This is a genomic window from [Empedobacter] haloabium, assembly GCA_008011715.2.
GTDB classification, from domain to species: Bacteria; Pseudomonadota; Gammaproteobacteria; order Burkholderiales; family Burkholderiaceae_D; genus Rugamonas; species Rugamonas haloabia.
Genome location: CP136508.1, coordinates 2,208,477 through 2,225,864 on the forward strand (window position 1 = coordinate 2,208,477; position 17,388 = coordinate 2,225,864).

Genomic DNA, 17,388 nt, shown 5'->3' on the forward strand with positions numbered 1-17,388 from the left:
ACTGATACCGGAACAATATTGAGGAGGCCAGATGGCACATGTATCTCATCGCCCGACAACGATCTACACGTCACCGGGTTGTCCCGATTGCCGCATGCTGAAGCAGTGGCTCACGCGAGAAGGCGTCGCTTTCGCCGAACGCGATATTTCCGATCCCGACATCATGGCGGAGGCGAAAGCACGCACCGGCGTGCGCGTCGCGCCGATCAGCATCGTCGAGGGGGCGGTGTTCTACGGTCCGTTCCACTCGCAACAGTCTCGGTTGCGGCGCTCGGCCTGTCTCCAGCCGCCTGAGAGGGAATCATGACGAAGCGGGTCGAGATTCGGCAGGCCGGGCGCACCATCGCCGTTCCGGAGGGAGTTACCATCCTGGACGCGGCGCTCGGCCAAGGGATCGACTATCCACATGGATGCCGCTCCGGGCGCTGCGGCTCCTGCAAATCACGTCTGGTCAGCGGCGCGGTCGAACTGCTCGAGCATAGTCGCTTCGCGCTGTCGGGTGAGGAGAAGGCGCACGGCCTGATTCTCGCCTGCCGGGCCACCCTGGTAACGGATGCGGCCGTCGCCTGGCTTGGGGACGGCGACGACGCGCCATCCCACCCGCGCCGCCGGCTGGCGTGCCGGGTGAGGGCGATCGAGAGCGTTACGCACGACATCAAGGTGGTCAGGTTGGTCACCGAAGGGACCGAGCCGCTAGCTTTCACGGCCGGGCAGTACGTACGGCTCACCTTCCCACGGGTCCCAACGCGCGATTATTCGATGGCGAACGCACCCGGCGGACGGGAATTGGAATTTCACATCCGAAGAGTGCCGGACGGAGAAACGTCCGGCCATGTGCATGCGCTGCTGGACGTTGGCGATCCGGTCTCGCTCGAGGGACCATTTGGCGCTGCTTACCTGCGTGAGCAGCACACCGGGCCGATTCTGTGCGTCGCCGGCGGCTCGGGGCTGGCGCCGATCAAGGCGATTGTCGAGGCGGCGATCGCGAATGGCATGCGGCAACCGATTCATATTTATTTCGGCGCACGTGGAGAACGCGATCTTTACCTGGTCGACCATTTCGAGCGCCTGGCGCAGCGGCATCCCAACCTGACGTACACGCCCGTGCTGACCGATGCACCTGTGGGGACGTATCGGCGCGGCGGATTTGTCACGGATGCGGTCGCGTCGGATCTGCAGGATCTCGACGGCTGGAAAGCGTACGTCGCCGGCCCGCCAATGATGGTCGAGGCAGCGATGCTGATATGCATGGCACGCGGGTTACGTCCCGACGACCTCCACGCCGACGTGTTCTTCACGCCTGGCACCACATCCGCACCCGGGTACGCCCCGGTATTCAAGTCATATCAAACCGAACTCTTGGGAGGAGGGAATGATGAACATCGGTGAAGCTGCGAAAGCATCCGGCGTCTCGGCAAAGATGATCCGATACTACGAACAAATCGGCCTGATGCCTCGCGCGCCCCGTTCCGGGGCCGGGTACCGGCATTACACGGCCTCTGAAGTGCAGAGTCTGCGCTTCATCCGTCGCGCGCGCGACCTCGGCTTTTCGGTCGAGCAGATTGCCGCCCTTTTGGCACTGTGGCGCGACCGCGATCGTGCCAGTGCCGACGTCAAGACCATGGCGCTGTCGCATGTCGCCGCACTGGAGGCGAAGATCGCTGAACTGCAGGCGATGGTGCAGACGCTGGGGCACCTGGCCGAACACTGTCACGGCAACGATCGCCCGGAGTGTCCCATTCTTTCGGATCTGGCCGAACCGTCGCCGGTCGTCAGGGCGGAATCCTGTTCGCCGGCGGCGCACAAGGCCCCCCGCTTCGGACTCGATACGCCGGCTTCGTCGCGCGAGCGTGCCGCTATTGCGACGCACTCGTGAGCTGGCTGCGCTGTTCGCTGACGTTCGTGAGTTCGTGCGGCCTTCGGCACCTGTGGTGCTGCACGCGCCGTCGATCCGACCGATCAAAACCGCTTGACCTTGCCACAGTGTCAGACGCCATAGTGGTGCGACACCCTAACCAACCAGGAGAAGAAAATGATGCGTTTCAACGTTGAAAACATGACCTGCGGCGGCTGCGCCAAGTCCGTTACCAAAGCGCTGATGAGCGTCGACCCGAAGGCGCGGATCGAAACCGACCCATCCAAACGCGAGGTCCGGGTCGACAGTGGGGCGGAGGAAAGCGCCTTCCTCGCCGTGCTCAGCGAGGCAGGGTACCCGGCACGCATCGCTTAGCGCTGATTTATACAAGAGAAGCTGATGCGCATGGAATCGGCGTCGGGTCCGACTGCGATTGCGAATCGCCTAGGTCGCTAGAGCGGACCTTCATTTGCGGACGCCTCCTGCGTCGCATTCATGCAATACGGAGAGATGGACATGAGTCACAGTAATCAAGTAGCCGTGGCGAGGGGGAACTCGGCTGCGGCGGCACACTTCCAGGTCACAGCGGATATGGGGATTAACGAGGTAACCTCGCGCGCCGGCGTTTCCGAACGGCTGGTACGTCATTGCGCGATGCGCGGGCTGCTGTCGTGCCCGGCGAACGCCGACGTCTCATGGCTCGCCTTCACGGAAGAGGACGTCAGCATCCTGCGATTCATCCGGCAGGCGCACGTGCTGGGCTTCGGCATGAATGAAAGCGCCAAGCTGCTGCGCCAGTGGCAGGCGCTGCAGGCCGACAGCATTGCGTCCGGCACCCCCGACCTGGGTCGTCGCCGCGAACCGCTCGCACCCGAGGCGCCTTCCCGCATCGTCGAAGCGCTCGTCGAGCGCCTCCAGAGTTCGCTTCCTGTCGAGCAGCAGCCGTCGTGTCCGATCCTGGAAGCGTTCACGGCGCTTGGTGGATCCAAGGCTGTGCTCGCAGAGGACGCTGCAAGCAGCTGTCAATAGCCTCGGCGCAACCGCGGCGCATCGTCTCCCCATGGTGTGCGGTGACGGCTCGGTCGCCCGGTTGCGCCTGGGGCGACTGCGGTTGCGGCCGGCGGCATCCTCATTTGGCGAAATGTTCGTTGCGCCGTTTATTGAACTCAAAGGGCTGCCAATCGATTCGGGCGATCGGCATGTCCTGTACCACTTGCAGCTTGCGGTCGATCGTCACCGATCCCTCCACCGGCAGAATCGCACCCTCCTTCGGTACTTCGACACCGACGAAGCGGTAGGCGAACGATTCGCCATCCTTGCGGCAAGCAGCCACGAAGCGGCCTACGAAACTCCCGCTGGCGTAGCTTCGGGCGAACGCGGTAGCGGAAATGTCGACACTGCTGCCGCCGGCCGTCAGCGTCAGCACACCGCTCTGCTCGATCAGCGTGATCGGACGTTGGTAACAAACAGCTTCGTACCGGGCCCGTTCCGTTGCCGGCACGTGGAACTCGTCATTGGCCGTCACGGCCACGGCGATGGTGGTCAGTGCAGCGAGCAGTAGCATTGGTATCTCCCGGACGGTAATTGTTGAGCAAAGCGTCATGCATTGTACTGACAATCCAACAGAAGATTAAGCTGCGAAGGGCACATATTCGGGCCGACCGAAGCAGAACCGTTCCGGCGTCACCATGTCTTTCCCGGGCGAACGGTGTGGCAGCGCCGCTCTTTCCAATGCTAGTCTAAAAGGCATGAAACGGACGTTCTCCACCTTCATATTGTGGTTGCTGATCGCCATCCTTCCGCTGAACGCGAGTGCGACGCGGTTGGCCTGCTGCTGGCCAGCTGGTGACGACGCTGCGTCCGAGTGCGAGCAGCATCGAAATATGACGCGAGCCGGGGATACGGCACTGGCCAAGCATCGGGCGCCCGTTGGAGAACGCTGTTCCCACTGCTCGCTCTGTTGCGCGCCTGCGCCGGCCCTGCAACGGCATGTCGTCGCCCTGACGATCGTCCTCAATATCGAGCGTGTCGAATCCCGCAGCCAGGCACGTCACAGCAGCCGCACGCGCGATCGGCTCGAACGCCCACCCAAACTCTTCTTCGCCTGAACCGCTGACTGCGCTGCCGCCAGGCATCGACTGCCTTGCCGCGTGATCCGCCTCGCACGGCGGTGGTGCTACCGTATTTTGCAAACAATTCAAGGAGAAGAATCATGCACCAGCAATTCCAAGATTGTATCGACGCCTGCAACGCCTGTGCTGACGCCTGCGACAACTGCGCGGCAGCCTGCCTGCAGGAAGGGCACGCGAGCGAGATGGCGCGTTGCATCGCGCTCAATATGGACTGCGCACAGGTGTGCCGCTTGAGCGCGGCACTGATGGCACGCGGCAGCCAGTTTGCCGCCGCGTTGTGCCGTGTGTGCGCCGATATTTGCCGGGCGTGCGCGGAAGAATGCGGCAAGCACTCGATGGATCATTGCCAGCGGTGCGCCGAGGCATGCCGCCGTTGTGCCGACGCGTGCGCTCGGATGGCCGCCGCCTGATGTGTTGACCCGTCCCGGCATGGAGCCGCATATTTCGCCGTCGCGCCGTATGCGGCGCTCACGCCGGGATTTTTCCTAACGAAGAAAGCAGACGATTCGGCAACCGTAGGCACGCTTATCGCTGCGTAGCTTGCACGGTCGCGTGCGCCCGTGCGACGGTCGGCCACCATTCTTAATGAAGGGGTACATGATGAACAAGCTGATGAAACAAGCCGCCGCCTGCGGCATCGCCCTGGTTCTTGGGGTTGCACCGGCATTTGCGCAGCAGGCGCAGCAGCAGTCGCACGACATGTCCGGACACAGCGGGCATGGCACGGCAGGCATGCAGATGACGGGTGACGCGGACCTGGACTTCGCGACAATGATGCGCTCGCACCACCAGGCGGGGATCGACATGGCCAAGACCGAACTCCAGAACGGCAAGGACAAGCAGATGCGCGAGATGGCACAGAAGATCGTTGACGCCCAGACCAAGGAAATCGCCAAGCTCGACGCGTGGATCGCCAAGCGTAAGGAGCAATCCAGGTAAGCGGCCGGTCGTTACAGACCTGTTGGCGTGCCGTTGATAAAGGCGCGTATCGGCGCGTGCGTCACCGGACCCTGGTCGGGAGGCGGGCAAGATGCCAGTGCGTATCTCCTCACCCTACACTTGCCGCCTTGGGAACAGCAGGCAAAACCGGGTTTCCCCATCAAGCCCGCTCGTCACTGCAACGCGCCCCCGTTGCAAGGTCATGATCGACTTGACGATCGCCAGGCCGAGGCCAGACGTTCCGGATGCACTCGAACGTGATGGGTCGGCGCGATAGAAGCGGTCGAACAGCCGGTCGATGTGTTCGGGAGCAATACCTCGCCCAGGGTTGGTGACGCTGATCGTGATCCACTCGCTCTCGTCTCCTGCGTCGAGGCGTACGGTATTGCCCCGCGGCGTGTAGCGCAGCGCATTCGATACCAGGTTGCTCACTGCCCGGCGCAGCAGATGGGCGTCGGCGACCACCATACCGACGGCGCTCACCTCGATCTGCACGCCGGCATCGAGGGCGGGGCCCTCGAAATATTCGGCAATGCGCGTGAGCTCCTGGTATAGATCGAGCCGCGCCAGCGACAGCGCGACCTCGTCATGGTCGGCGCGGGCGAGGAACAGCATGCTCTCGACCATCCGCGCCAGCCGGCCAAATTCTTCATGGTTCGAGTGGAGCAGGGTCTGGTAGTCCTCCACGGGCCGCGCTTGGGACAGCATCACCTCGGTCTGCACCATCAGGTTGTTGAGCGGGGTACGCATGTCATGCGCCAGGTCGTCTGCGAACTGCGACAGATTGTCGAAACTCGCCTCGAGACGGTCCAGTACTTCGTTGAAACTGTCGGCCAGCACACGCAGTTCCATCGGCGCCGCCGCCGCATCCAGCCGCACGCGCAGGTTCTGCGCCGAGACGTGACGGGCTTGTTCTGCCAGGGCAGTCACGCGTGCCAGACCGCGACGTATCAGCAGGGCGCCGAGCAGGGCGGTGATGGCCGCACCGAGCAGCGCCGCGCCGAGCACCCGCCAGCGATAGGTGGCCAGCAAAGCCGAGCGGTCCGCCGCGATGCGTGCCAGCGTGACACGCACCTCTTCGCCGCTAGCGGTGCGTCCCAGCACCGCGAGGACCCGCAACCGGGTGGACTGCTCTGCTGCTCCATTCACATCGGCTTGCACTGGCGGACGACTGAGCGGTACGACATGAGGTGCAATGGCGCGGCGTTCCGCATTGGCAGCCAGCACCGCGCCACCAGGCGCTTGCATGACCAGAAGTACATCGCCGTCCAGGCTTGCCGCGTCGAGGAAACGGTGCGGATCGCGGCGTATCTCGGCCGTGCTCGACGTCTCATCGAGGAAGTGGCGCATCAGCTCTGCGCGTTCGACCAGGTCCGCGTCATCCCGCTCCTGCAGCTGTCCAGCCAGCGAGCGATACAGGTAGATGCCCACGGCGGAAAACACGGCAAACGCCACCATGGCCACCAGGGCGCTGAGTCGCAGTGTGAGTGAGATGCAACGAACGCTCATCCGCGCGCTTCCAGTACGTATCCCATGCTGCGGATCGTATGGATGAGCTTTTGGTTGTAGGGATCGTCGATCTTCGCGCGTAGCCTTCGCACGGCCACGTCGACGACGTTGGTGTCGCTGTCGAAATTCATGTCCCAAACCTGCGAAGCGATCAGGGGACGGGACAGCACTTCGCCAGCGCGCTTGGCCAGCAGGTGCAATAGCGCAAATTCCTTTGCCGTCAGGTCAATGCGCGTGCTGCCACGGCTGACCCGGCGCTTGGGCACGTCGATTTCCAGGTCGGCGATGCGGATGACGTCCAGCTCGCGCATTGGGCCGCGGCGCAGTAGGGTCCGTACGCGGACGAGCAGCTCGGCGAAGGCGAACGGTTTCACCAGGTAGTCGTCCGCACCCAGCTCGAGTCCCTTGATCCGGTCGTTGAGTGCGTCACGCGCGGTCAGGAACAGCACGGGCGTTTCGACCTTGCGCCTCAGTTCGGTGACTACCTGCCACCCATCCATGTCGGGCAGCATCACGTCCAGGAGGATCAGGTCGTAATGGCCGGTCGTGGCGGCATGCAGTCCATCCGGGCCGGTCCGCGCCAGGTCCACCACGAAACCCGACTCCGTCAGGCCTTTCTGGATGTACTCGCCAGCCTTCTGTTCGTCTTCAATGACCAGTAATCGCATTGTATTCCTCATGTAATGGCCGCCGGCGTCGCGCCGGCGGCGGCTCATTCTAGCGCCGCGGTGTTACAGGCAGCGCCCGCGCGATCTGTTCAGGGCCCCTAGGGAGACACGCGATGCGCCACCGCGCGCCGGCGTGCGCGTTCGAGTTTCGCGACCTGCAGCATTTCCCATGCCGCGGGCAGCACGAACAGCGACAGCAGCGGTGCCGTGATCATGCCACCAACCATTGGCGCGGCGATGCGTGCGATCGCTTCGCTGCCGGCGCCTTCGCCAAACAGCATCGGCAGAAGGCCGGCGAGAATCACCGCCACCGTCATGGCTTTCGGTCGCACTCGCTGTACGGCGCCTTCACGTATCGCCTCGGCGATCAGCTCGCGCGACAGTACGTGGCCGGCGGCCAGGCGGGCGTCGAGGGCATTGCGCAAGTACACCATCATCACCACGCCGAACTCCGCCGCGACACCGGCGAGTGCTATGAAGCCCACTGCCGTCGCCACCGATACCGCATGGCCCAGCAGCCAGATGAACCAGAAGCCGCCGATCAGCGCGAACGGCACCGTCAGCATCAGCAGCGCGGCCTCGGCGGTCGAGCGGAAGGCGAAGTACAGGAGCATGAAGATGACGAGCAGTGTCAGCGGCACGACCGTCTTGAGCTTGGCCGTGGCGCGCTCGAGGTATTCGAACTGCCCGGACCAGCCGATCGCGTAACCCGGCGGCAGTTTCACCTGCTGCGCGACCTGCCGCTGCATGGCGCGCACCGCGCTGGCCAAGTCCGTGCCACGCACGTCTACATACACCCAGCCGGACGGCCGGGCGTTTTCGCTGCGGATCATCGGCGGCCCGTCGGCGACCGTGACCCGAGCGACATCGGCAAGACGGATCTGCGCACCTGTCCCGGTGACCACCGGCAGTTCGCGCAGCGCCTGGACGGAGTCGCGGTAATCGCGCGGGTAACGCACGCTGATCGGGAAGCGCTGGCGGCCATCGATCACTTCGCCCACGTTCTCGCCACCGATGCTCGATGCGATGACCGACTGCACGTCGGCGATCGCGAGGCCATAGCGCGCCGCGCTGGCCCGGTCGATGTCCACGTCGATATAGCGGCCACCGGCAAGGCGCTCGGCCAGCGCCGAGGTCACCCCGGTCACCGGTTTCACGGCGGCTTCGATCTGTGCCGCAATCCGGTCGATCTCGTCCAGCCGCGGGCCCGACACCTTGATGCCGACGGGCGTCTTGATGCCGGTGGACAGCATGTCGATGCGATTGCGGATCGGCGGCACCCATACGTTCGACAGGCCAGGCACCTTGACGACGCGATCGAGTTCCTCGACCAGCCTGGCCGGCGTCATCCCGGCACGCCACTCTTCGCGCGGCTTGAACTGGATCGTCGTCTCGAACATCTCGAGCGGCGCCGGATCGGTGGCCGATTCGGCCCGGCCGGCTTTGCCGAACACGGTGGCCACTTCCGGCACGGTCTTGATCAGACGGTCGGTTTGCTGCAGCAACTCCGAAGCCTTCGAAGCCGACAGCCCCGGCAGTGCGGATGGCATATACAGCAGGTCGCCTTCGTTCAACGGCGGCAGGAACTCACCGCCGAGGCGGGAAATGGGAATCGCGGTCAGGGCAAGGGCCAGGGCGGCGATGCCCAGCGTCAGGCGAGGATGGCGCAATGCCGTCTCGAGCAAGGGTCGATACGCCCGCACCAGCACGCGATTGATGGGATTGGCGGCTTCGCCCGGGATGCGGCCGCGGATCAGGTAACCCATCAGCACGGGTACCAGGGTGATGGCCAGGGCCGCGGCAGCGGCCAGCGTGTAGGTCTTGGTATACGCAAGAGGCGAGAACAGCTTGCCTTCCTGCGCTTCGAGCCCGAACACGGGAATGAACGAGAGCGTGACGATCAGCAGCGAAAAGAACAACGCCGGCCCCACCTCGGTCGCCGAGGCGGACATGATCTCCCAGCGGCGCGAACCCGATACCGGCTCGTCCGGATGGGCGTGCGCGTAGGCCTCCAGGTGCTTGTGGGCATTTTCGATCAGGACCAGGGCGGCGTCCGTCGCGGCGCCCACGGCAATCGCGATGCCGCCGAGCGACATGATGTTGGCGTTGACGCCCTGATAGCGCATCACGATGAAGGCGGCCAGCACGCCCAGCGGCAGCGAGACGATGGCAACAAGTGCGCTACGCAGGTGAAACAGGAACACGGCGCAGACGATCGCGACGACGACGAACTCCTCGACCAGCTTGTTGCGCAGGTTGGCGACCGATGCGCCGATCAGCGTGGATCGGTCATAGGTGGTCACGATCTCGACACCCTTGGGCAGTGAGGCCTTCAGGGACTCCATCTTGGCCTTGACCGCGCGGATCGTCTCCAGCGCGTTCTTCCCGGAGCGCATCACGATCACACCGCCGGCCACCTCGCCCTCGCCATTCAGTTCCGCGATGCCCCGCCGCATCTCGGGGCCGATCCGCACCGTGGCGACATCGCGCAGCAGCACGGGCGTGCCGTTTTCCGACGCGCTCAGCACGACGTGATTGAAATCGTCGAGCGAGCGCAGGTAGCCGTGCGAACGCACCATGAATTCGGTTTCCGCCATTTCCACCACGCCGCCACCCGATTCCTGGTTCGCCCTGGCCAGCGCTTCTAGCACCCGGGCATGCGACATGCCGAACGCGCGCAGGCGCGCCGGGTCGAGCACGACCTGGTACTGGCGCACCATGCCGCCGATGCTGGCCACCTCGGCCACGTCCGGCACCGTTTTCAGCTCGAACTTCAGGAACCAGTCGTGCAGGGCGCGCAGCTGACCCAGATCGTGGCTGCCCGTGCGGTCCACCAGCGCATACTCGTAGACCCAGCCGACGCCCGTGCCGTCCGGCCCAAGTTCCGCGCGCACCCCGGCAGGCAGACGGCCCTGCACCTGGCCGATCGCTTCGGTGACGCGCGAGCGGGCCCAGTACAGGTCCGTCGCGTCGTCGAACAGTACGTAGACGAAGGCATCGCCGAAGAACGAATAGCCGCGCACGGTTTTCGCCCCCGGCACCGAGAGCAGGGCGGTTGTCAGCGGATAAGTGACCTGGTCCTCGACCAGCTGCGGCGCCTTGCCGGGGTACTGGGCGCGGATGATGACCTGCGTATCCGACAGGTCGGGCAGCGCGTCCACTGGCGTTTGTCGTAGCGACAGCACGCCCCAGCCAGCCAAGAAGGCTGCCGCGAGCAGCACCCACACACGGTGCGCGATCGAGGCACGGATGATGCGGGCGATCATTTGGCCGCTCCCGCAGCCGGGGTCACGGTGTCGAGCACGTAGCCGTCCTCGCTCTGGTGGAACGTGAAGTCCACGCGCTGCCCTGCCTTGATGCCGGGGAAGGCGCCAGGATCGGGCTTCATGAAGTCCATCGTCATCGCCGGCCAGTCCAATGCAGGGATTGGCTGGTGCGACAGCGTCAGCGCTTCCTTGCTCACCTGTTCCACGACACCGACGCCATGCAGCGATGCGGGGCCGGCTTTTTTCCCGGGCGCTGGCTCCGCCGGTGCCGGAGCGGTCCCGAGCTTCGGTAACACGGACCGGAGGTTCGCTTCCGAGTCAATCAGGAACTGGCCGGATGCGATGACTTTCTGTCCCTCGGATAGTCCACTGACGATCTCGATGTCGTCACCGAACACGCGTCCCGTCGTGACGACGACGGGCTGGATGCTGTTCTCGGTGGCCGCGACCAGGACCACGGAACGCTTGCCGCTGCTGATCACCGCCTCGGCCGGGACAACCAGGCGCTGCGCATTCTCTGCTGCCGCCAGCTGGACCCGCATCAGTTGACCCGGCACGAGCATCCCGTCGCCGTTGTCCAGTTCCAGACGCGCCTGAGCCGTGCGCGTTGCACCGCTGACACCGGGAAGGATCTCGCTGACCCGCCCCGTATAACGGCGTGCCGGGTCGCCTTGTGGCGTTGCCGTCACCGCCATGCCGGAACGGACCGAGGCCAGGAGGGATTCGGGCACTTCCGCGAGCAACCACAGCTTGTCCATGCCGCTGATCTTGGCGATCGTCACACCCGGCGTCACCATCGCGCCTTCGCGTACCGCCAGCTCGGAGACCACGCCCGTGGCAGGTGCCGCCAGCTCGACGCGGCTTTGCGGCTTGCCGCTGCGTTCCGCGCTGGCCACCAGCGCGTCGGGAATCGACAAGGCACGCATCCGCTCCCGGGCCGCGCTGGCCAGCGACTGGTCGCCAGAGCGCCGCAGGGCCAGGTATTCCTCCTGCGGGGCCAGCCAGTCCGGCACGAACAGCGTGGCGACCGCATCGCCGCGCCGCACGCGCTGCAGCGGCGCACGGGTATGCAGGCGCTCGATATAGCCAGTGACGCGGGTTTGCACGACTTCGGCACGGCGCTCGTCGAACTGCGTGGTGCCGACCAGGTCGAGCGTATCGGCGAGGGCGGCGCGGCGCACGGTGGCGAAACGAATGCCCAGGTTCTGCCGCAAGGCAGGGGCGATGGTGACGCCGCTCCCGGCACCCGCCTCGTCGGCGTAGACGGGAACGAGCTGCATGTCCATGAACGGGCTCTTGCCCGGCTTGTCGAAGCGCGTGCCCGGCACCATGGGGTCGTGCCAATACAGCACCTTGCGCTCCGTTCCGGCGTGAGTCGCAGCGCCGTTGCCGGAGGCGGCTTGGCCGGCGCCATGACGCGTGCCTACCCAGTAGCCGCCGCCGGACAGTGTGGCGCCTGCCAGAAGCAGAATCAGCGTGGTCAGGATCTTGCGATTCATTGCGTCGCTCCTTCACCGTTGCCTGCAGCAGGTGCGAGCGCGGGAAGTTCCAACGCAGCCCAGGTCAACGCGGCCTGCTGCTCGAGACCATTGATCTGCAGCCGCTTCTCCAGCAGCGCGCGGCGCGCCTGGAAAATGGCGGCGAGGGGGCCACTGGCGGCGCGGTAAGCGGCAATGGCCAGCTCGACCTGCGCCTTCGCCGCGGGCAGCAGCTCGCCGTTCAGGCGAGCGATCCGCCCGGTCAGGTTGTCTAGCTCCGCCCGCAGGACCTGGACCTGCGTCTGCTGGTCAAAAACGGTGTCTTCGTACAGCAGCCGGGCCCGCGTTCCCTGCGCCGACTTCTCCGCCACGTCGCGGTCCTGCCGCTGCGCGCGGTTCACGGGCAGCGGGATCGTGACGCCAAACGAAACCATGTTGCCGTACTGGCTGCCGCGCTGGCTGAAGCCCGCTTCGAAGGACCAGTCCGGATGACGCTCGCGCGTGGCCACGGCGGTGTCGGCGTCGGCCAGGGCAATCGCACGACGGGCTGCCAGGACGGATGGCCGGGAGCGTTCCAGCCCTGCCGGCTCGACATCGGCCACCGTGACCGTCAACGCTGGCACCACGTCGTCAACGACATCGACCGGCCTGCGCAGCCAGCGGGACAGCCGCACGGCCGCGGAGCGCTGCTCCTGCTCGGCCCTGGACACATCGTCGCGGGCCTGGACCAGTGTCAGGCGGGTCTGCAATACCTCGACAGCGTTCGCCTTCGCACCCCGGTGAGCAGCTTCGGTGCCGGCCAGATCCTCGGCCATCTCGCGGGCCAATTGCCGGTACAGTTCAGCCGCGCGTTGCGCATACAACACCGCGAACCACGCCTTGCCGGCTTCCTCGCGCACCGTTGCCGCGTTCTGCGAGCGCGCCGCCTGCTCCATGTCCATGGCCTTGCCCGCACGGGCGGCCCTGGCCTGGCGTTTGTCGGATGAGATCCACTGCTGTTCGATGCCGATGCGACGCATCGTCATGAAGTCGGCCGACGTGCGCCAGCGGTCCGGACCTGACACTGGCAGGTTTTCGATTCCCAGCTTGAGCATGGGATCCGGTAACTGCGCGGCACGCGCCGCCGCCTGGATGCTCGCATCGACCGACGCTTGCGCGGCGCGGTTCGTCGCCGAGGCTTGGCCGGCGAGGCGCAGCGCTTCTTCGAATGTGAGACCGGGCTGCGCGGCAACGGCCAGGAGTGGCGCGAACGCCAGGGCAACCGCAAGCACCCGCGGTGCATACGGCAAATTTTTCAATAACATACGACCCCCAACGAGAATGGATGAGCACCGGCCAAGGACCGCAAGGGCCAGCCGGCAATACGAGTGGGGGAGGTGTCAGATGCGCAGACGCAGGGTTGCCAGATATGGCGGATCGGCACCGGCTTCCGGTAGCAGGCGCGTTGAGGGAACGTCAAGCATCGTGGGAACGCGCGGCCTTGGACTTGGAATCACGAAACCGATCGACAGCATGGCGAGGGCCGGGCTGGCGGCATGTTCCACCGTGGCTTTTGTAGCAGCTTTGTGTTCGGCGCAGTGCACCGGCTTTTCCCGATCCATTTCAGGGCAAGGGGTGCCTTCCGCCATTTGCAGGGCGGCCCTTGGCATCGCCTGCTCGGGGCAGACGTAGGCGGCCATTGCCAGTGCCGCGTTCGTGACGGTCACGAGCAGCAGCAGGGCAATATGGCGGAACAGCAAGGGAAAGACACGGCGCATCTCATTAGTGTAGTGAATAGTGCCGCCGTGCGATAGTAGTTCCGAAGGCGTAGCCCTGCGGGGTGCGCTTGCGGAAAAAAAACTGTTGACCTTCCCTCTGTGGGAAGGTGTAAGGTCATGCACGCTTGCAAGGTATTTCCGACCTGCGTACCATACGACCCTATGCCTGGATTTGTCCGTTACCTGTTGTGGCTGTTGATTGCGCTGCTGCCTTTGCAAGGCGGAGCGGTCGCGCTTATGCCATACGATAGCGCCCATGCATCCCGTGGCGCGGCAGTCGCCGACCGCCATGTGATGCCCCTTCATGGCAAGCATGCCGGCATGGAGCAGGCAGCCCACGCGTCCGCGCAGTCCTGTCACGACACCGGCGACAGCGCGACGGTGAAGGCGCATGGGCACAGCAGCCACTGCGGCAGCTGCTGCGTCGGCGCAACCGTTCCCGTGACCGTGCACGCACCGGACCGACCCTTTACGTTTGTTATGCCTGTGGCCATTGCCGCCGAGCCGGCAATAGTGGCCTTCATCCCTGCCACACCCGAGCGCCCGCCGCGGCGCGTCCTCTGATCTTCCACTGACGTCGTGGGCTTCGCGCCCGCTGTTGTTGTGCCTTCCACAAGGCACTGATCATCTATTGGAACTCACATGAACCGTTTCCGCATGCTGCTGCTGGCAGCCGCGGGCGCGCCCCTGTTCGCTTTCGCGCAATCTGCCCCTGCAATGGCCGATGCTGCGGATGCCAGGGTCGCGGTCGCACCGCCCGTTTACCGCTCCGCATTTGCCGGAGTCCGTCCCGCCGACGTGCCGTCCGCTTCGCCGGACAAGCTCTGGTTGCAGGCCAACCGCATTGTTGCCGGTGACAGCACGGCAGCCGCCGATCAGGGGCCGCCGTCGCCCGCTCCAGCTGCGGCAAAGAAAGGCACCGACAACGCTGGTCATGCCGGCCACGCGGGCCACCAGGGGCACCAGGGGCACCAGATGCCGATGAAAGGACAATGACATGCGCTCATTCATCTATCCTTTACCGGGCCGTCTGGCGGTCGCGCTAGGCGCGGTCGTGCTCACCGGCTGTGCCACCTTCACGCCGGATGGCGGTTTGAACGATGTGTCGCGCCTTACCCAGGAGCGCATCGGGCAGCCCGTCACTCTCGCCAAGCCTCAGGCCCGGCAATCCGAAGCCGCGGCGGCGCAAGTGCAGTCGTTGCTCGCGCAGCCGTTGACGGCGGAATCGGCCGTCCAGCTCGCCTTGCTGAACAGCCCGGCATTAAAGGCCTCGCTCGCCGAGCTGGGCATATCCGAAGCCGAGTGGGTGCAGGCTGGGCGGTTGCGCAATCCCGGCTTCTCGTTCGGCCGCGTGCGTGGCGGCGATGAGACAGAGATCGAGCGCAGCGTGACGTTCGACGTCATCGGCCTGCTCACCATGCCGGTCCGGCAGCGCATTGAGCGGCGTCGGTTCGAGCAGGCCAAGCTGCTGACAGCGGCGCAGGCAGTGCAGCTGGCGTCCGAGACGCGCCGTGCCTATTTCACGGCCGTGGCTGCCGCGCAAAGTGCCGCATTTGCCGACCAGGTGCGTATCGCCGCCGAGGCGTCGTCGGAACTGGCCGACCGCATGAGCAAGGTGGGTAACTGGAGCAAGCTCGACCAGGCACGCGAGCGGGCTTTCTATGCGGACGCGGTCACCGAGCTGGCCCGGGCCCGTCATGAAGCGACCGCCGCGCGCGAGCAGTTGACCCGCCTCATGGGTCTGTGGGGAGCGAAGCAGGGCTACCGCCTGCCGGATCGCCTGCCCGACCTGCCCGCCCTGGCAACGACGATGCAGGATGCCGAGGCACGTGCCTTGTCGCAGCGGCTCGATGTGCTGGCAGCCCGTCGCGATGCCGAGGCGACCGCCAGCGCGCTTGGGCTGACGAAGGCCACGCGCTTCGTTAACGTGTTCGACGTGGCGTACGCCAACACGAGCAAGTCCGGCTCGCCGCGTGAAAATGGCTACGAGGTGTCGCTCGAACTGCCGCTGTTCGACTGGGGCACGGCTGCACGTGCGCGGGCCGAAGCCGTGTACATGCAGTCCGTGCAACGCACCGCCGACACGGCAGTCAAGGCGCGGTCACAGGTGCGCGAGGCCTATTCGGCTTACCACACGGCCTATGACATCGCCCGGCATTATCGCGATGAAGTGGTCCCACTGCGCAAGAAAATCTCCGACGAGGTGCTGCTGCGCTACAACGGCATGCTGGCCAGCACCTTCGAACTGCTGGCGGACGCGCGCGAACAACTAGCCAGCGTTAACGGTGCGATCGCCGCACAGCGCGATTTCTGGATCGCCGAGAGCCAGCTCCAGTCCGCCATGAATGGCGGCGGTATCACTCAGTAAGGACACATACATGATTTCACGTAGAAACTTCTTCATGGGCGCAGGCGCTGTGGCTGTCGGCGCCGCCGCCGTCAGCAAGGCCGGCGCCGCGACGCTGCCTGAAGCGGCGACCGCCAGCGACGCCAGGACCCAGGTACCGCCGCCGCCGGCGAACGGACGCCCGTTCAACCCGGTGGTGACGCTGAACGGCTGGTCGCTGCCATGGCGCATGAATAACGGTGTCAAGGAGTTCCACCTCGTCGCTGAACCCGTCGTACGCGAACTCGCGCCAGGCATGAAGGCGAACCTTTGGGGTTACAACGGCCAGTCGCCGGGGCCCACGATCGAAGTGGTCGAAGGCGACCGTGTGCGTATCTTCGTCACCAACAAGTTGCCCGAGAACACCAGCGTGCACTGGCACGGCCAACGCCTGCCGAACGGCATGGATGGCGTGACCGGTCTTACCCAGCCTGCCATCCCGCCGGGCAAGACGTTCGTGTACGAATTCGTGGCCAAGCGGCCGGGCACCTTCATGTATCACCCGCATGCGGACGAAATGGTGCAGATGGCGATGGGAATGATGGGCTTCTGGGTCACGCACCCGAAAGACCACCGCCAATTCGCCGTCGATCGCGACTTCGTGTTCCTGCTGTCTGCCTACGACATCGAACCTGGCAGCTACGTGCCGCGCGTGAACACGATGCTTGACCAGAACTTGTGGACATTCAACAGCCGCGTGTTCCCGGGGATCGACTCGATGCCGGTACGGCAAGGGGACCGCGTACGGATCCGCGTAGGCAACCTGACAATGACGAACCACCCGATCCACCTGCACGGCCACGAGTTCGTTGTCGCAGGTACCGATGGGGGCTGGACGCCGCCGGCGTCGCGCTGGCCCGAAGTGACCACCGACATCGCCGTGGGGCAGATGCGCGCGATCGAATTCGATGCGACTGACCTGGGCGACTGGGCTTTCCACTGCCACAAGTCGCATCACACGATGAATGCGATGGGGCACGACGTGCCGACGATGATCGGCGTCGACCACAAAGGTATCGCGGAGAAGATCAACAAGATTGTCCCCGACTACATGGTGATGGGCGATAAGGGCGGTTCGATGGGCGGCATGGAAATGCCGCTGCCCGATAACACACTGCCGATGATGACGGGTGAGGGCCCGTTCGGTGGCGTCGAGATGGGCGGCATGTTTACGGTGCTGAAGGTGCGCAGGGACCAGAAGCGCGGCGACTATACCGACCCAGGCTGGTTCAAGCACCCTGCCGGCACCATCGCCTATGAATGGACGGGTGCATTGCCGGAGCCTGCCCGCTCCAGGAGTGCCGGCGGCCAACTGATGCCTGCGAAGAGCCGGCCGAACGTCGAGCTGACGGTGCGCAAGCCGACCGGCCATGGCGAACACTGATTTACTCCAACCGA

Annotated in this window: 18 protein-coding genes; 11 read left to right on the plus strand and 7 right to left on the minus strand. The window is 65.1% G+C overall.

Annotated elements, in window-relative coordinates; genetic code table 11:
• The first annotated feature begins 31 nt into the window (after positions 1–31).
• The 5 genes from E7V67_009690 to E7V67_009710 all read left to right on the plus strand — a co-directional run bounded on the left by E7V67_009690 (position 32) and on the right by E7V67_009710 (position 2,884).
• A complete protein-coding gene (locus E7V67_009690) occupies positions 32–307 on the plus strand; it encodes a glutaredoxin family protein (protein ID WUR15351.1) in 276 nt (91 codons plus the stop codon).
• Complete coding sequence (locus E7V67_009695) at positions 304–1,389, plus strand: 2Fe-2S iron-sulfur cluster-binding protein (GenBank protein WUR15352.1); 1,086 nt, start codon at positions 304–306, stop codon at positions 1,387–1,389. Before E7V67_009690 ends, E7V67_009695 begins: the two co-directional genes overlap by 4 nt.
• Positions 1,376–1,876, plus strand: coding sequence for a Cu(I)-responsive transcriptional regulator (gene cueR / locus E7V67_009700; protein WUR16255.1), 501 nt, complete (start codon positions 1,376–1,378; stop codon positions 1,874–1,876). Before E7V67_009695 ends, cueR begins: the two co-directional genes overlap by 14 nt.
• A gap of 156 nt (positions 1,877–2,032) precedes the next feature.
• A complete protein-coding gene (locus E7V67_009705; GenBank protein ID WUR15353.1) occupies positions 2,033–2,230 on the plus strand; it encodes a heavy-metal-associated domain-containing protein in 198 nt (65 codons plus the stop codon).
• 141 nt (positions 2,231–2,371) lie between these two features.
• A complete protein-coding gene (locus E7V67_009710; GenBank protein ID WUR15354.1) occupies positions 2,372–2,884 on the plus strand; it encodes a MerR family transcriptional regulator in 513 nt (170 codons plus the stop codon).
• A 100-nt stretch (positions 2,885–2,984) separates the two neighbouring features.
• Here E7V67_009710 and E7V67_009715 read toward each other — a convergent pair whose 3' ends face one another.
• The gene (locus tag E7V67_009715; GenBank protein WUR15355.1) at positions 2,985–3,419 is read right to left on the minus strand and encodes a hypothetical protein; all 435 of its coding nucleotides are present in this window, start codon (positions 3,417–3,419) and stop codon (positions 2,985–2,987) included.
• A 184-nt stretch (positions 3,420–3,603) separates the two neighbouring features.
• Here E7V67_009715 and E7V67_009720 point away from each other — a divergent pair, with 184 nt between their 5' ends.
• From E7V67_009720 to E7V67_009730, 3 genes are all read left to right on the plus strand, one after another.
• The gene (locus tag E7V67_009720) at positions 3,604–3,963 is read left to right on the plus strand and encodes a hypothetical protein (GenBank protein WUR15356.1); all 360 of its coding nucleotides are present in this window, start codon (positions 3,604–3,606) and stop codon (positions 3,961–3,963) included.
• Between the two features lie 101 nt (positions 3,964–4,064).
• The gene (locus tag E7V67_009725; GenBank protein ID WUR16256.1) at positions 4,065–4,397 is read left to right on the plus strand and encodes a four-helix bundle copper-binding protein; all 333 of its coding nucleotides are present in this window, start codon (positions 4,065–4,067) and stop codon (positions 4,395–4,397) included.
• 187 nt (positions 4,398–4,584) lie between these two features.
• Entirely contained in the window at positions 4,585–4,926 is a 342-nt protein-coding gene (locus tag E7V67_009730) for a DUF305 domain-containing protein (protein ID WUR15357.1), read from the plus strand.
• A gap of 114 nt (positions 4,927–5,040) precedes the next feature.
• On the opposite strand, the gene E7V67_009735 is transcribed toward E7V67_009730, so the two are convergent.
• From E7V67_009735 to E7V67_009760, 6 genes are all read right to left on the minus strand, one after another.
• A complete protein-coding gene (locus tag E7V67_009735; protein ID WUR15358.1) occupies positions 5,041–6,435 on the minus strand; it encodes a heavy metal sensor histidine kinase in 1,395 nt (464 codons plus the stop codon).
• Complete coding sequence (locus E7V67_009740; protein WUR15359.1) at positions 6,432–7,103, minus strand: heavy metal response regulator transcription factor; 672 nt, start codon at positions 7,101–7,103, stop codon at positions 6,432–6,434. Before E7V67_009740 ends, E7V67_009735 begins: the two co-directional genes overlap by 4 nt.
• A 98-nt stretch (positions 7,104–7,201) precedes the next feature.
• Positions 7,202–10,369, minus strand: coding sequence for an efflux RND transporter permease subunit (locus tag E7V67_009745; GenBank protein WUR15360.1), 3,168 nt, complete (start codon positions 10,367–10,369; stop codon positions 7,202–7,204).
• Positions 10,366–11,868 (minus strand): efflux RND transporter periplasmic adaptor subunit, encoded by a 1,503-nt coding sequence (locus E7V67_009750; protein WUR15361.1) that lies wholly within the window; start codon positions 11,866–11,868, stop codon positions 10,366–10,368. The genes E7V67_009745 and E7V67_009750 overlap by 4 nt, the downstream gene beginning before the upstream one ends.
• A complete protein-coding gene (locus tag E7V67_009755; GenBank protein WUR15362.1) occupies positions 11,865–13,151 on the minus strand; it encodes a TolC family protein in 1,287 nt (428 codons plus the stop codon). Before E7V67_009755 ends, E7V67_009750 begins: the two co-directional genes overlap by 4 nt.
• A gap of 75 nt (positions 13,152–13,226) precedes the next feature.
• Complete coding sequence (locus tag E7V67_009760; GenBank protein WUR15363.1) at positions 13,227–13,919, minus strand: hypothetical protein; 693 nt, start codon at positions 13,917–13,919, stop codon at positions 13,227–13,229.
• Between the two features lie 327 nt (positions 13,920–14,246).
• On the opposite strand from E7V67_009760, the gene E7V67_009765 reads away from it, so the two are divergent.
• The 3 genes from E7V67_009765 to E7V67_009775 are packed head-to-tail and all read left to right on the plus strand — an operon-like array spanning position 14,247 to position 17,374.
• A complete protein-coding gene (locus E7V67_009765; protein ID WUR15364.1) occupies positions 14,247–14,600 on the plus strand; it encodes a hypothetical protein in 354 nt (117 codons plus the stop codon).
• A gap of 1 nt (position 14,601) precedes the next feature.
• Positions 14,602–15,972 (plus strand): TolC family protein, encoded by a 1,371-nt coding sequence (locus tag E7V67_009770; GenBank protein WUR15365.1) that lies wholly within the window; start codon positions 14,602–14,604, stop codon positions 15,970–15,972.
• 10 nt (positions 15,973–15,982) lie between these two features.
• Positions 15,983–17,374: a copper oxidase gene (locus E7V67_009775; protein WUR15366.1), complete on the plus strand. Its 1,392-nt coding sequence runs from the start codon at positions 15,983–15,985 to the stop codon at positions 17,372–17,374.
• Positions 17,375–17,388 lie beyond the last annotated feature (14 nt).